The following is a 14,442-nucleotide window of genomic DNA, read 5'->3' as shown; positions in this document are numbered from 1 at the left end:
CTATATTCGTTAGTGTACGATATTCTGGGTAAAAGACCAATAATCCATGTTCAAATCCGTTACCGTTCTACTATGCTCCCTAATGTTGGTAAGCACTATTGTTGTGCCAGCAGTGGTGTCTTTGGTTGAGCAGGGCCATGAAACCGTTTTGGCCTGGGATTTTGGGGAAGAGGAAAACCAGAATGAGGGCAAGGAAACTTGGGGTGAAAAAGATTTTTATCCGGTACAATGGCCCGTTTATACCGTAGCGGAACAAGCTAGCGGATTGCCTACATTGATTTCACCGGCCAAAGTAGACGGTGTCCACTTTCAGGAAATTCCCTCACCACCTCCCGAAGTATAATTCTTTTCTTTCGTATTTTTAGTTTCCCCACCGGCAGTGTTCATGGGGAATATTCCTTAATAACATAACCATCGGAATCTACCGATTCAAATAACTAAGTTTATGATTACCCAAACAAAAGAAACCCAGGCGGGCATGACCCCGTCTTCAGCCTTGAATATGTTAAAAGAAGGCAACCAAAGATTTGTAGATAACAAGCAAGGATCCCGTGCCTTGTTAGAGCAGGTAGCCCAGACCAGTACCGGGCAATATCCGTTCGCTACCGTTTTAAGCTGTATCGATTCGCGTGTACCGGCCGAAATGGTGTTCGACCAAGGGATTGGCGATATCTTCTCGGCCCGTGTGGCGGGTAATATCGTAAACGGCGACCTTTTGGGTAGTATGGAGTTTGCCTGTAAATTGGCGGGCACCAAACTTATTGTTGTGCTGGGCCATACCGCATGCGGGGCCGTTAAAGGGGCCTGCGACCATGCTGAACTGGGCAATTTAACCGGCTTGTTGAACAAGATCCAACCGGCGGTAAATGCCGTTAGCTCACCAGAAGATCCTGCCGAACGTACTTCTAAGAACCTCGACTTTGTAAATACCGTGGCCGAGAAGAACGTAGAATTGACCATGGCCGATATCCGTAACCAAAGTCCTGTACTTAAGGAAATGGAAGACAATGGGGAAATTGCCATTATCGGGGCCATGTACGACATTGCTTCGGGTGGGGTTACTTTCTACGAATCCTAAACGGTATAAAGGGAAACTTACAGGGAAGTATGTTTCATCTTTTAAACCACAATAGTTGTATACATGAAAAATATGTTCAGTAACTTAAAGGGAGATCTTTTTGGCGGAATTACCGCTGGTATCGTAGCCCTACCGCTGGCCCTTGCGTTCGGGGTTTCTTCCGGACTTGGCCCTCAGGCGGGATTGTACGGTGCGATCTTTATCGCCTTTTTCGCTGCCCTCTTTGGGGGAACCGATACACAGATCTCCGGTCCAACCGCACCCATGACGGCCGTAAGTATGGTGGTAATCGCCAGTATTATTGCCGTAAACGATGGCGATGTAAACAAAGCCCTGCCCTATATCTTGACCGTTTTCCTTTTATCCGGACTTTTTCAGATCGGATTGGGGGTTTTGGGGCTCGGAAAATACATTCGCTATATTCCCTACCCGGTAGTATCGGGTTTTATGACCGCCATTGGGGTAATTATACTTATTACCCAGATCCTTCCGGCCGTTGGCTATTATGCCAAGGAAGACAACCAGTTTGTTCAAGAGTTTAAACCGGAGGCCGAAGAACTCATCTTAGAGAATATCTTAAAAGAGGAAGCCGGGGAAGACATTTTGGTCCTTGAAGATTTTGAAGAGACCATTGAAAGGGCGAAAAAGGTCTCTGCTGCCGATATTCTACGTGAAAGTAGGACCTTGGCAGGAAAAGAAGCTTCCGGGGTTTTGGGCACCTTTAAGGTACTGCCCCAGGCCCTGGGCAACATTAACTGGCTTGAGCTTCTTTTGGCCTTGGGTACCATAGTGATCATTTATGGCTTTAAACGTATAACCACCGCAGTACCCAGTACGCTGGTAGCCTTGGTGGTTATGACGGGTATCGCTTTGGGCTTTAGTCTCGACTACCGTCCTATCGAACAGATTCCGGAAGGTTTCCCGATTCCGAACCTCGAGATCATTACCGGATTTAGTGTAGGTACCATAACCCCTTACATTTTTACGGCGCTTACTTTGGCACTTTTAGGGGCCATCGATTCGCTGTTGACCTCGGTAGTGGCCGATAATATGACCAAGACCAAGCACAAACCCAATAAAGAATTGGTGGGGCAGGGTATCGGTAACTCTATTGCCGCAATTTTTGGTGGTATTCCTGGTGCCGGGGCTACCATTCGTACGGTGGTAAACATCAACTCTGGGGGTAAAACCAAATTATCAGGTATGATTGCCGGGGTAATGTTATTGATAATCCTACTTGGCCTCGGGCCTATCGCTTCCAAAATCCCTGCTGCGGTATTGGCCGGAATCTTGATTACCGTAGGTATTGGGGTAATGGATTATAAAGGCTTAAGGGCCATACCTAACTTACCGAAAGATGTGAAACTAGGTCCCTTAAAGTTAAGCTCCGAAGTTATCATTATGCTGGTGGTATTGGGCTTGTCTACCTTCTGGAACCTGGTTTATGCCGTGGGTATCGGTTTGGTAATCGCCTCGCTCATGTTCATGAAAAAAATCGGGGATCTTACCGCCAAACAGTCCGATGTACTTAAAATTGGAGATCTCGAAGAAACCCCATGGGCCGATGAGACCAATGTACCTGCCGGATTCAACGATGATGTGTTCGTAAAACACCTACGCGGACCTATTTTCTTTGGTTCTACCTCGGAGATTCAACAACTGGCTGGGCAAGTGCCCCAAAGTGCCAAACATTTGATATTGCGTATGGATCTGGTGCCGTATATAGACCAGTCTGGATTATACACCATTGAAGATATCGTGATGGCGATACGTAACCAAGAAATTGAAGTGCATTTGGTGGGCTTACAAGAGCAACCGCGCTATATGATGGAGCGTATCGATCTTATTCCCGATTTAATACCTGAAGACGATATCCATCCTGACTTTAGGGATTGTGTTACCGATATCGTAAATGGTGAAAATGGAAAAAGCGATGCCTAGGTCTAAGGCTTAGATTTAACATTACATCAAGCAAATTCAAAAACCAACCCCCTTTCGGCCCAAGCTGAAGGGGGTTGGTTTTTTTTGGGTAACGACCCGGGAAACACACTGGGTTTTTGTCGTATTTTGTCCTTGCTCTTTCTTCTTTTGGTCTTTAGAGCTTGATTAAATTTTGTTTTTAGCCCCGAGTAATTCGGGGGTTTTAGACATTATTTTTTGTCAATCGAGGCATAAAAAACGGAGTTTGGCAGGGCCAAATAAGTACTTTTATAACGAAGAGTGGCGGAAACCTGCCCGTCCGGCAGGCGGGAAGGGCACAACAAAACTGAAGGATAAAACTTAAACAAGCTCTTACAAATAATGTACCTTTGCAGCCTAACCATAGGGTTTACCGATGATAGATAAGATTAAAGCACATATTGAGGAAGTAGCGGCATTCACCGCCGACGATTTACAGGCCGTGGAAGCATTCCGTATCCAATATTTGGGTAAAAAAGGATTGTTGAACGATTTTTTCGCTGCCTTCAAGACCGTGCCGAACGAAGAGAAAAAAGCGTATGGCCAAGCGATAAACGAGCTGAAAACGGCAGCGACCGAAAAGGTGAACGGCCTTAAGGAAGCCTTGACCGATAAAGCGGCCGATGCCGGTAAATACGGCGACCTTACCCGTCCGGCAGAATCGGTTAGCCTAGGCGCCCGCCATCCGATATCCATTGTTAAGAATCAGATCATCGATATTTTCTCGCGTATTGGCTTCAATGTAAGTGAAGGCCCGGAGATCGAAGACGATTGGCATAACTTCACCGCCCTGAACCTGCCCGAGTACCACCCGGCCCGCGATATGCAGGACACTTTTTTTATTCAGACCGATCCTGATATTTTATTACGTACGCATACTTCTTCGGTTCAGGTACGATATATGGAGAACAACCAACCCCCCATCCGTACCATTAGTCCGGGTAGGGTGTATCGTAACGAGGCCATTTCGGCCCGTTCGCACTGTTTTTTCCACCAAGTGGAAGGCTTGTACATTGACAAAGACGTGTCTTTTGCCGATCTAAAACAGACCCTACAGTTCTTTACCACCGAAATGTTCGGGAAATCGGAGATTCGATTACGACCCAGCTATTTTCCCTTTACCGAGCCAAGTGCCGAGGTAGATGTATACTGGGGCCTAGAGACCGAGACCGACTATCGTATTACCAAAGGTACCGGTTGGTTAGAGATCATGGGTTGTGGTATGGTAGACCCGAACGTACTTAGCAATTGCGGTATCGATCCTAACGAATACTCTGGTTTTGCCTTTGGTATGGGTATAGACCGTATCGCCATGTTGTTGTACGGTATTCCCGATATCCGGCTGTTAAGTGAAAACGATGTCCGCTTTTTAGAGCAGTTCAAAAGTGCTTTATAAAGAAAAGCCCCCTTTGTCAGTCTGAGCGCCGTCGAAGACTTTTTGATTACGAACATTTAAAGGTTCTTGAAAACTGTCTCTAAGTTGGATTCCTGAACAAAGCACCAATTTCTTCTTTACGGATGCCATGTAACAATTGGTCATAACAGGTCATTGAAAAGAAATATATAATTCTAATTATCAAGTGAGGAAAGATATCGACATACCTGAAGTAACCGATGTGCACATAGCCATAGTACGGGAGTGGAATACCGAATACGAATGGTTCGATTGGTATGCCTATGTGATCAACGAGCGTAAATTACCTATTGAAATGGTTATGGTGGTCTCGAAAGGTAGCGATGGTCAGCGTAAAACGGCGACCATGCGCCACGCTTTTCCGGTAGTGGGGCCTAGGGACAGTCAAAAAGTAGAGTTGATCCAAGCCGAGGTACTCGAATTCGACAACCAATTCGACCTCAGTTTCTTTTGCGAAGGTAAACTTTACGACAAAAGCTTCCGTTTTCCCAAAGGATCGGTTACCGAAAAAACCATTGGCAAACTACCATTGCTTGAGGCCAAAGGGGCCATGGCCCAATGATTATGGTCTAATGACGATTTACTATTGATTAATACTAAATTGAGCTACTTCAAACGCTTCTCTAACTCGGCCTTGAATTCCGCCACCAATTCGGGATGGGCTTCTGCAATATTTTTGGATTCTTTTTCAGGGTTGGTATGATCGTATAACTCTACAAAACCATCGGCATGTAGTATAAAACGGTGGGTAGCGCTGCGTAGGGTCTTTCGTCCGTGCTGGTAGCCTAGGGCCGGGCGGCCTTTTTCTTGAGGGTTTTCCATAATCGGGCGTAGCGATACCCCATCCGAAAATTCGGGTTGGGGCAATCCGCTTAGATCACAAAGGGTAGGGAAAATATCTACGGTTTCTACTATGGCTTGGGTTTGGCCCCTAAGGTGTTGTCGGGGGTCATAAACGATCAAGGGCGCATGCAACGAGCGTTCGAACAGACTGTGTTTGCCCCAAATGCCTTGTTCGCCCAAATGCCAACCATGGTCACCCCAAAGTACTACCACCGTATTTTGATCCAGGTCTTTTTCTTTAAGGGCCTCCAAGATTTTGCCTACCTGGGCATCGGCATAACTCACGCTGGCGGCATAGTGTTTTCGAACCTCGGTAGCAAAGGCAGGGTCGGTATTGGGGTCTTTGCCCCAACGGTTGTATTTCATAAACTCACCCGATTTGTGCCAAGTCGTCCGGCCTTCCGGTTTTTCGGGCTGGGCGATTGGGGGTAGGGCCACATCTTGGTATAGGTCGTAATATTTCTTGGGCGCGCCAAAGGGCAAATGGGGTTTAATAATCCCTACCGCCAAAAAGAAGGGCTGTTCCGCTTGGGCCAGACTGTCCAATTCGGTCAGCGCGGTTTGCATCATTAGCCCATCGGGGTAAATACTATCGTCACCGGCGCTATGTTGTATCACGTCCATTTCACCTTGTTTTATCCTAATCTCGCCATGGGCCAGTCCGTGCATCATACCCCTAGGGTGTTGCCAATCCCCGACCGGCATTAGGTGTTTGTCCCAGGCCCCGGGCAGTTCCACCACCGTGCTATCGTTCCAGTCGGTACCGCCACGACCCCCGGGGTGATGAGATACCTTGCCCACCGAAACCGTGCGATAGCCTTGGTTACGGAACCATTCGGGTAGGGTTGGGGACATCTTTTCGCCTTGGGCTATTTTTTCGGCTCTTTTAAACAGGGCGTAATTGCCCGAAGCCCCATAGGTGCCCGTGAGTAAGGTGGCACGTGAGGGGCCACAACTGGGGGCGTTTACATAGTGGCGGCGAAAGGCCATGCCCTTTTGGGCCAAACGGTCGATATGGGGCGAGTGGATGTAATCGACCCCAAAACTGCGTAGTTCGGGCCGTAGATCATCTACACAGATCAGTAGGATATTGGGCTTTTGGGCCATAGGCGCTTGGGCATGGCCCATACCCAAGGTAGCGAGGTAAACTAGCAGGACAAATAGGGTTCTGTTCATAAGTGTTGGACTGGAACCAACAAGGTAAGGTTTACTAAGAAACTGGAAAAGGGTTTTGGCTGGAGGACTTCTGGGAATCGTTTAGTTGTTTAGTTGTTGAATCGTAAACGTTTTATCATGTCGACCCCGAGCATTCTGGGGAGACATCCCACAAGCTTGGGCGCATTCTTGAGTAAAAGCATAGAATTTCCGTCTTCGCCATAAGAAGGGAAAAAGCTGAAGGTAACCAACCCCAATACATTTTATCGTAATTTTCCCCACTAACTCACTAACTCACTAACTCACTAACCCACTAACCCATGCCAACCCATCCGCACACCATAAAAGCCGTTGAAAAGGCCCTGCGGTATATCGAATCGCGCTTGGAAGGTCCTTTGGAGTTGGCCGAAGTGGCTCGGGCCGTGGGCTATTCGCCCTATCATTTCCATCGAATTTTTTCGGCCGTAACCCACGAAGGACTGGGGGCCTATATTTTGCGGAAACGCCTCGAACGGGTGGCCATTAAACTACTGATGCACCCCCAGTTTTCACTGACCCCCTATATTTACAACTGGGGATTTAATAGTCCGGCTGCCTTTTCCCGGGCCTTTAAACGCTATTATGGCCTTTCGCCCCGTCAGTTTCAAAAAGAGGCCCAAGGAAAATCGAAATTAGAATTTTATAACCGCAAGAATGGTAAAGTCGGCCTGATTCAAGAGGCCTATGTTTGTCGCGTAAACGAATTAATCGAAAGCATTATGGAAAAAACCGACATCACCGTTGTACAACTACCCGAAACGCACCTGGCCTACCGAACCCATATTGGCGATTGCAATAACCTAGGCCAAAGTTTTAATGCCCTGATCGAATGGGCCGTGCCACACGGACTCTTCACCCCCGACAGTAAAATGGCCCTATTGTACCACGACAGCCATAAGGTAACGGCACCCGAAAAGATACGCCATAGTGTGTGCTTGGTATTGCCTCAGGCCCAAGAAGTACCGCCCGGGGCCGAATACCTATGCCATAGGGGGGGGCGGCATATCGTGGCCACGGGTTGGCTACACCCCAGTGAGCTCGAAAAAACCTGGACGGCCCTCTTCCTTTGGATGGGCGAAAACCAATACGCCTTTAAAGACGGCGCCCCGAGTTTTGAAGTCTACGTTAACGATCCCAATACCCATCCCCAAGGCCTATGCCATATGCAATTGTGCATTCCGATCCAATAAACATGGCCCTCGGTGGCGGCCTCTTTCTACTCGGACTAATCGTAGCACTCCTCCTTCGTCCCAGACGTTAGTTTGAATAGTGTTCAGTTGTTGAATCGTGTAATTGTTGAATCGGGGACGAGCTTTATGATTTTTGAATAAAAATATTTATTAACTCCCTCTCCCCGTGGGAGAGGGTTGGGGTGAGGGCTGCCCAGTTACGGATATTGCTGAATCCTGTGGAATGGCGGGAGGTGAGGGCTGCCCAGTAACGGATATTTGTTGAATAATCGCCTAAACGGAAACCACACCCCTGACCCTAGGTTGACCGACTTTCTTTTTAGTTTTGTTCTATAACGATAATAAACTGCTATGAGCCAATCGGATACACCCACCTTTTACCCCAAAAACCGTAAGGCTTGGCGGCAGTGGTTAGCGGCAAACCACCAGACCAAGTCAGCCATTTGGGTGATCTACTATAAGACGGGCGCTCAAAAACCTAGCCTGACATGGAGCGAGGCCGTAGACGAGGCCCTGTGTTTTGGGTGGATCGACAGTACCAAAAAGACCATCGATGTCGAGCGTTATATGCAGTATTTTACCCCCAGAAAACCCAAAAGTAATTGGTCAAAGATTAATAAAGACAAAGTCGCCCAACTGACTACCCAAGGCCTAATGGCCCCGGCCGGACTCGAAAGTGTACGAATCGCCCAAGAAAATGGGGCATGGATTTATTTAGATTCTGTTGAGAATTTGGAGATACCCCCAGATTTGGCCCAGGCCCTACACCAAAACCCAAAGGCCGAAACCCATTTTCAGGCGTTTGGCAAAAGCAAGAAAAAAGCGGTGCTCTACTGGATCTTGAGCGCCAAACGCGCCACCACCCGAAACAAACGGATCGCCGAGGTAGTACAACAGGCCACACAGAACCAACTCCCGTTTTAATGGAGGTTGTTTAGTTGTTGAATCGTGTAATTGTTGAATCGGGAACGGGCTTTATGATTTTGAGTAAGAATCATGGTTTTACCCCCTCTCCCTGCGGGAGAGGGTTGGGGTGAGGGCTACCTGTTACGGATATTTTGTTGAATCCCGCGGAATGGCGGGAGGTGAGGGCAAACCAAGTCTAAATAGGATTGTTTGGCTGTGTAGTTGTGCAACCGTTGAATTGTGTAATCGTAAACGTTTTGTCATGTCGACCGGCAGGGAGACATCCCATAATCTCAGGTGCCTTTTTGGGTCAAAAAAGGGGTACAATGAAAAAACCGCTGATATGCGCAGTAACTTTTTAAATAGTTTGTAACCAAAGTGGTCAACGCTATTTAGGGATGTATATGTACAATTGACTTTTGACATTCGACTTTCGACTCACCCTTACAGATTTCCGTAAGGCTGGCATAGTTTGAATCTCTAGTTTTGGTTACAGCAGTTAGCTGTTTCTGCCTTCCCCCTTGCCGGGGATTGAGGGGGTGTTTCAAGCACATATTAATTTTCTGTGCTTCTTAGCTGAAAGCTCGCACAAAACATCTCATTATCAGTCCGAAACAGCCAAAAAATACCCAATAATGGGTATTGTATGGTATGGGGCTAGGGCTTAGTTTTAGGGGATGAAAACGAAACTAACACCTCTTGCCAAAAGGTAGGTTTAAGCCGAGTATGTTAGGGGGTAACAATGAGTTTTGTGGGGGTATAATTTGTTGTAGCCAATTTAAGAAAACAAACTAACCGAATGAATATAGTAGAAAAAGAAGCAGTCGAATATGCTGACTATGAATTCTTCAATGGAGTACTTCAAAGTACTGTTGACAATTTGTCAAGCGAATTGTCTTCAAGACTTTATAGCTTTAAAAGAAAAAAGGACAAACTTACATTTCTCAATATTTTAAGGAAAGAAGTTTTAAATCAAAAATTGGAACACGAAAAAACTTGTAGTAAAACAAATTGTGGAATTTCTCAAGAAAAAGAAACTGGACTTTTCGTAATCGACCAAGAAATTGAAGACATTTCTCAATCATATAATTATCAGCCTAAATACGGAAATGAGTTTAGTTCAGAGCAAAAATCCGAATTACATGCTGCACTAAACGATATAAAAAACAAACTGACTGAATTAGGGTTTGGCCAACAAATCATCTTTGATGAACTTGACGAGTTAAAAGAACATTTAAATCTTGGAAAGAAAAATTGGTTTCAACTTCTAAAAGGAAAGTTATTTGACTTGACTGTAAGTAAAGCTTTAGAAGAAACAGTAATCAAAGATGTCTACGAAACACTTGCTGACGGATTCGAAGATTTACCAAACTTAATTGAAAATTTATAAAAAATGGGACTAGTAAAACAATGGATGTTCGACAATGAATACAATAATAGTCTAACAGAATTTTTAAGACAATTGCTAGAAAATGACCAGTTAACAGGAGCAATTGAAGGAATTACAAAACAAATCCTGGATAAAGGTATTGCCTCTTTGAAAGGTGCTCAAAGACCAGTTATTGAATCGTTTGTCGAGAATTATACTCGAAACATTGAATGTGAAAGGTGTAGTAATGGGAATTTATCTGAATTGACAGATTATCTATTCATTGAGGAAAATGGACTCTGTCCAATGTGCGAGTACGACCGAGAAAAATTTATGATTGATTAAAAAAACTGGTTACAACAATGGCTATTAGTAATTGCTTGTTCTCGCCTACTTCTGAAAATCCGCGATGATTTTCAGATTGGGGCGTATTTGCAAAGTTAGTAATAAACCACGCAACGGCTGATATACTAGACCATTAAACAAATGTAAGCCAACCGAAATATGAAAAGAATAATACCGATACTTTGCCTTTTAATAAGCTCTTGCAGTAACCCCACAAAAAAGAAAATATTTGACGATTTAACTGTTGAGGAATTAAAATCGGCAATCGAAAAAGATACACTATTTGAAGACACCTATAAACTAATAGAATTTATAAAAGATTCAGTTCTGATCTCGGAATTGGATAAAGTCAAATGGACAGATTTGACTTACAAAAGAACACACGATTTTGTTAAATACGTTTCTGACACGACAAGTTCTAAACCCTTGAGAGAAAAATTTAAAAAACAATGGGCGGAGAAATATGGAATTATAGAGCAACAAGTTGATTCATTATCAAATCACTGGAAAAATTACGCTAAAGAGAATTCACTTGACCAATATGTAAAAGTAGAGTTAGTTACTTTAGACAAGGAATATTACTCATATGCTGGTGGGATTAGAAATGTGAATTTGGGATTTAAACTTACACCTCTCAAGGGTAAAATAGACCTAATGCGATTTGGATATAAAATTGAATCGAAATTAGATGAGGATAATATTAAAAGTGAATATTCTGCAATTCTTTCCTCTTTGGACTATTCTTGGTGTAGAATGTCAAGACCTTTTTCTAAACCAACCACTCGTTATTGGGAAGCTTCATATTCAAATAAAAAAATACTTGAATCAAGGAGTGTAAAGACACTACTTCGAGATTATAACATTAAAATAATAATTGATGAGATTAGGGTAAATGGAGAGAATATTGATAAAGACGATTTAGGAATTCCAAAATCAATAGAAAGGTATTGGGGGTATGAAAATCAAGAACATCTATCGGACTTATATATGGATGATGTTGCAAAAGAATTATTAAATAAAGAATACCTTAAAGACTATGTATTTATTAACCAAAAGTTTGATAGTATTTACAAAGAAAAAGACAAATTGAGTTTTGAGTTTTTAACTTTAACAAAATAGAAAATAAACCCACTCGCAATTACACATGGCCGAGATCATTGCCAGCCATGCCTTGAAAAAACTGACAACCAATGAATCAAACTGAATACTTAGATTTTTTAGAAGAAAAATTCGGGAAATCGATTACCGAAATTATGCTGAATAAGGAAACTACTAATTTATCTTTAACAGACGGTCTCGCCTGTAAAGTTTATTGCCATAACAAAGAACAGGAAATAAAGAATAAAATAAAGGAATTTACCCAAAACAAAAGAAGTATTATTAGCGAAACGTTAATTGATAATGAAGTATGGGCATTTGACTTTCCTAGTTGGACTGGTGAATTAGATTTTAACAAACAGCACATCAAAGAGATTATGGTTATTGGGATGGAACCGCATATTAGAGATAGGTTTTTTCAAGCTACCTATGGGCTAAGGGAAACAAAGAAAAATGAATTTCATGAAATTGATGAAGGAGCAAATAAAAATTTATGGAATAACCTTAACAGCTTATTTGGCAATAAGAAAGATTATAAAGTAAGAGATTTTTTAGACAAGTTTTATGTTACTGATTTATCTCATTTTGCAATTAAAGGAGAAGCAAAAGAAATATTGAAAGTAAAAGACTGAGGAAAAATCAGAAATCAAATCGCAACAGAATTTTTGAAAAGAGAAATTGACTTTATTAAACCTAAGTATATTATTTCTCAAGGAAATGCAGTTGGAAATTTTATAGATAGAAATGTTTTAATTGAACCTTGGAAAAATATCCAAGAAAAAAAGAGAAGTGAATTTCATACTGCATTACCAAAAGGCTGTAAGACCACTCCTCGCTTTATAAAGTATCAAAGTAACATGACAAAAATAATTCATGTTAGATTACCTCATGTAGCCAGTGGAAATAGTAAATATTTTTGGACACCTGCTCAAAAAGAAGTTAGGAAAGTCAGATTAGAAGGGATAAGAAATGAATTAGAAAGTTTCGTAAAATAAAAAACTTATGCTGATCCCGCTCCCGCGCGAATCTTTCGTGTGGATTTATCGTATTAAAGTTCAAACAATTGATAACTAAAAGATAATAAGGAGGCCACCATATTGGGCCGATAAAAGTCAGGGGCCAGCTCCACATGGTCTTTAAAGGCGTGTACATAACGTAGGTCTAGCCGGGCTTTTGTATTTAATTCGAAACCTATACCCAGCGAAAGGTTAAAGGTATATCCGAATTCCTACGCTGGCGCGAGGCTCCTGACTCGTGCCAAACCAATCCCGGCAGACTAAGCCAAAACTTGGACAGGGGTTCTTATGCCCAGCTACCGCGCGAATGATTCGCGTGGTTTTACTTCATATACCAAAAACGGCTTACAGGTTGGAATAGTTAATCTTGTCAAAAATTGAAGGTATAATCGGAATTTTTCCGATTTTATGGCTATGATTTTACATTACCATGCCACACTACCCCAAAACTCCTTCTCCTGCTAGCGCGCGAATGATTCGCGTGGGTATGATCAAAAAGTAAGTGCCGTGAAAAGAGGGGCTATATTTTTCGGTGGATAGATAAGAATATTAAATGTAAATCAATAAAAAACAAGGGGTTATCCTTGGTGTTTGAATTAGAATTAATATTGGGTAAATTCAAGAAAAACCTATGCATGAATTTTACGATTTAATTAATAGGAGTACCAAGCTTACCCTTGAATCTTTAAATGAAAAATATGAGAATTCTATAAAAGAACTTAGTTATTCGGCACGGACCAATACAATAAAAAATCTTCAAATGATCCAGGTTCAAAAAGCTGTTATAGCCATTGGTGTTTTTTCAATGTTTGAATCGATTTTACAGGAAAAGTTCCGTTGTAAGAACGGTTTTTCTGAAGCGAAAAAGAGACTAATGGCAAAAGGAGAATTAGAATTAGTAAAACGCTTTGATTATTTTATAAAAGCGGTCAACGTGTTGAAACATGGATATGGCCGTAGTTACAATAGCTTAGCATCTGAATGGGAATCACTCCCGTTTATCCTAAGAAATACGGGGGATACTTATTTTACCGAAGGTGATGTTTCAGAGATAAGTACGCTCATAGATGTTGACGATGTCTTTGTAATAAATTGTGTTGAGTTGATTGAATTGGTTTCCAAAGAAACTAATTCGTAGAATATTTATTACTCCCACTGTTGGCGCAACCCCGAAATTTCGGGACTGTTCCGTGCCGTACAAGATTAAGTCGCCAACCCTAAATTTTCAGCTATCTTTATCCAAAACCCAACACTTTTGAACCGTATCTTATTGTTACCGATATTCGCTTTGTTTTCCCTTACCCATTGCGGAAAGAAAGATGGGGTCCCAGAAATTGTGGAAAAGACTACCCCAGAGGGGCTAGAGCTGCGTTATACCCCTGCCAAAGCCACCTATTCTGGTAATGCCTTGGTACTTATCGCCAGGGACCCCAATTTTGTGCCAAGCCAGCTCCAGCAGCGTAAGGCCTTGCATATGCTGGCCAAAAGTTACCCCGATTATGAAATTCGTTCGGTATTACGGCCCCAAGTGACTTTTATCGATAGTGGCTCCAATTTTGAATCGGTGCATTGTAATCTATGCGGAAAGGAAATACCCACCGCACATTGGCAGGAGGCCATGGGTAGGGCCTATACCTCGGCTTTTAATGATTTGTCGTTCCAAACCGTATGCTGTAACCAAAAGGGTAGTTTAAACGATTTGGATTATCGCATGCCCTGTGGGTTTGCCAAATATGAGATCCGTTTGGAAGATTTTGATTCTTCTACCAACCGGAATGCTGAGGTTATCCAAGAACTGCAACAGTTGTTAAAACAAGAGATAAAATTAGTTTGGGTGCACAATTAAAATGATCAATTGGCTCCGTTAACGCGTGATTCTTTCGCCTGGTTTTGTCCCTCAGCCATGGTAGAGTTAACTTTCTATTCCAATATGTTCCGGTTAGCTATTTTCGGCTTAAACTAAAGTTAATCAGGACTTTTGTAACAAAATCAGAAACAAGCAGTCTAAAAAACAGCATCAAAAAACGAAC

At 42.9% G+C, this 14,442-nt stretch carries 15 protein-coding genes; 14 read left to right on the top strand and 1 reads right to left on the bottom strand.

What is annotated here, in order from left to right:
- The first annotated feature begins 46 nt into the window (after positions 1-46).
- From B7P33_RS05770 to B7P33_RS05750, 5 genes are all read left to right on the top strand, one after another.
- Positions 47-343 carry a hypothetical protein gene (locus B7P33_RS05770; RefSeq protein WP_141402393.1) on the top strand — a complete coding sequence of 99 codons (297 nt, stop codon included), beginning with the start codon at positions 47-49 and terminating at the stop codon, positions 341-343.
- A 102-nt stretch (positions 344-445) separates the two neighbouring features.
- Positions 446-1,078 (top strand): carbonic anhydrase family protein, encoded by a 633-nt coding sequence (locus B7P33_RS05765; protein WP_097441016.1) that lies wholly within the window; start codon positions 446-448, stop codon positions 1,076-1,078.
- A gap of 63 nt (positions 1,079-1,141) precedes the next feature.
- Positions 1,142-3,019: a SulP family inorganic anion transporter gene (locus B7P33_RS05760; RefSeq protein ID WP_097441015.1), complete on the top strand. Its 1,878-nt coding sequence runs from the start codon at positions 1,142-1,144 to the stop codon at positions 3,017-3,019.
- Between the two features lie 394 nt (positions 3,020-3,413).
- The gene (gene pheS / locus B7P33_RS05755; protein WP_097441014.1) at positions 3,414-4,433 is read left to right on the top strand and encodes a phenylalanine--tRNA ligase subunit alpha; all 1,020 of its coding nucleotides are present in this window, start codon (positions 3,414-3,416) and stop codon (positions 4,431-4,433) included.
- Between the two features lie 184 nt (positions 4,434-4,617).
- Positions 4,618-5,013 carry a hypothetical protein gene (locus B7P33_RS05750; RefSeq protein WP_097441013.1) on the top strand — a complete coding sequence of 132 codons (396 nt, stop codon included), beginning with the start codon at positions 4,618-4,620 and terminating at the stop codon, positions 5,011-5,013.
- A 44-nt stretch (positions 5,014-5,057) separates the two neighbouring features.
- On the opposite strand, the gene B7P33_RS05745 is transcribed toward B7P33_RS05750, so the two are convergent.
- Positions 5,058-6,470: a sulfatase gene (locus tag B7P33_RS05745; RefSeq protein ID WP_097441012.1), complete on the bottom strand. Its 1,413-nt coding sequence runs from the start codon at positions 6,468-6,470 to the stop codon at positions 5,058-5,060.
- Between the two features lie 299 nt (positions 6,471-6,769).
- Between B7P33_RS05745 and B7P33_RS05740 the strand changes: the two genes are divergently transcribed.
- From B7P33_RS05740 to B7P33_RS05700, 9 genes are all read left to right on the top strand, one after another.
- Positions 6,770-7,678 (top strand): AraC family transcriptional regulator, encoded by a 909-nt coding sequence (locus B7P33_RS05740; RefSeq protein ID WP_097441011.1) that lies wholly within the window; start codon positions 6,770-6,772, stop codon positions 7,676-7,678.
- 351 nt (positions 7,679-8,029) lie between these two features.
- Positions 8,030-8,602 carry a YdeI/OmpD-associated family protein gene (locus B7P33_RS05735; RefSeq protein WP_097441010.1) on the top strand — a complete coding sequence of 191 codons (573 nt, stop codon included), beginning with the start codon at positions 8,030-8,032 and terminating at the stop codon, positions 8,600-8,602.
- Between the two features lie 781 nt (positions 8,603-9,383).
- Positions 9,384-9,974 carry a hypothetical protein gene (locus B7P33_RS05730; protein ID WP_097441009.1) on the top strand — a complete coding sequence of 197 codons (591 nt, stop codon included), beginning with the start codon at positions 9,384-9,386 and terminating at the stop codon, positions 9,972-9,974.
- Positions 9,975-9,977: 3 nt separating this feature from the next.
- On the top strand, positions 9,978-10,298 hold the full coding sequence (locus tag B7P33_RS05725) for a hypothetical protein (protein WP_097441008.1): 321 nt from the start codon (positions 9,978-9,980) through the stop codon (positions 10,296-10,298).
- A 159-nt stretch (positions 10,299-10,457) separates the two neighbouring features.
- Positions 10,458-11,417 (top strand): hypothetical protein, encoded by a 960-nt coding sequence (locus B7P33_RS05720; protein ID WP_097441007.1) that lies wholly within the window; start codon positions 10,458-10,460, stop codon positions 11,415-11,417.
- A gap of 71 nt (positions 11,418-11,488) precedes the next feature.
- Positions 11,489-12,028, top strand: coding sequence for a hypothetical protein (locus tag B7P33_RS05715; RefSeq protein WP_097441006.1), 540 nt, complete (start codon positions 11,489-11,491; stop codon positions 12,026-12,028).
- Between the two features lie 33 nt (positions 12,029-12,061).
- Entirely contained in the window at positions 12,062-12,391 is a 330-nt protein-coding gene (locus tag B7P33_RS05710; RefSeq protein ID WP_097441005.1) for a hypothetical protein, read from the top strand.
- 652 nt (positions 12,392-13,043) lie between these two features.
- Entirely contained in the window at positions 13,044-13,550 is a 507-nt protein-coding gene (locus tag B7P33_RS05705) for a hypothetical protein (protein WP_097441004.1), read from the top strand.
- A gap of 117 nt (positions 13,551-13,667) precedes the next feature.
- Positions 13,668-14,258: a hypothetical protein gene (locus tag B7P33_RS05700; protein ID WP_097441003.1), complete on the top strand. Its 591-nt coding sequence runs from the start codon at positions 13,668-13,670 to the stop codon at positions 14,256-14,258.
- Positions 14,259-14,442 lie beyond the last annotated feature (184 nt).

This window comes from Sediminicola luteus (assembly GCF_002514735.1).
Lineage (GTDB): Bacteria > Bacteroidota > Bacteroidia > Flavobacteriales > Flavobacteriaceae > HQA918.
The sequence above is the reverse complement of the archived record's forward strand: the minus strand, read 5'-3'. Positions and strand labels throughout refer to the sequence as shown.

Coding starts and splice junctions, on each gene's coding strand:
- B7P33_RS05770 (WP_141402393.1), top strand. CDS start 47: ATGTTCAAATCCGTTACCGTTCTACTATGCTCCCTAATGTTGGTAAGC.
- pheS (WP_097441014.1), top strand. CDS start 3,414: ATGATAGATAAGATTAAAGCACATATTGAGGAAGTAGCGGCATTCACC.
- B7P33_RS05720 (WP_097441007.1), top strand. CDS start 10,458: ATGAAAAGAATAATACCGATACTTTGCCTTTTAATAAGCTCTTGCAGT.
- B7P33_RS05745 (WP_097441012.1), bottom strand. CDS start 6,470: ATGAACAGAACCCTATTTGTCCTGCTAGTTTACCTCGCTACCTTGGGT.
- B7P33_RS05765 (WP_097441016.1), top strand. CDS start 446: ATGATTACCCAAACAAAAGAAACCCAGGCGGGCATGACCCCGTCTTCA.
- B7P33_RS05730 (WP_097441009.1), top strand. CDS start 9,384: ATGAATATAGTAGAAAAAGAAGCAGTCGAATATGCTGACTATGAATTC.
- B7P33_RS05715 (WP_097441006.1), top strand. CDS start 11,489: ATGAATCAAACTGAATACTTAGATTTTTTAGAAGAAAAATTCGGGAAA.
- B7P33_RS05740 (WP_097441011.1), top strand. CDS start 6,770: ATGCCAACCCATCCGCACACCATAAAAGCCGTTGAAAAGGCCCTGCGG.
- B7P33_RS05705 (WP_097441004.1), top strand. CDS start 13,044: ATGCATGAATTTTACGATTTAATTAATAGGAGTACCAAGCTTACCCTT.
- B7P33_RS05725 (WP_097441008.1), top strand. CDS start 9,978: ATGGGACTAGTAAAACAATGGATGTTCGACAATGAATACAATAATAGT.
- B7P33_RS05735 (WP_097441010.1), top strand. CDS start 8,030: ATGAGCCAATCGGATACACCCACCTTTTACCCCAAAAACCGTAAGGCT.
- B7P33_RS05760 (WP_097441015.1), top strand. CDS start 1,142: ATGAAAAATATGTTCAGTAACTTAAAGGGAGATCTTTTTGGCGGAATT.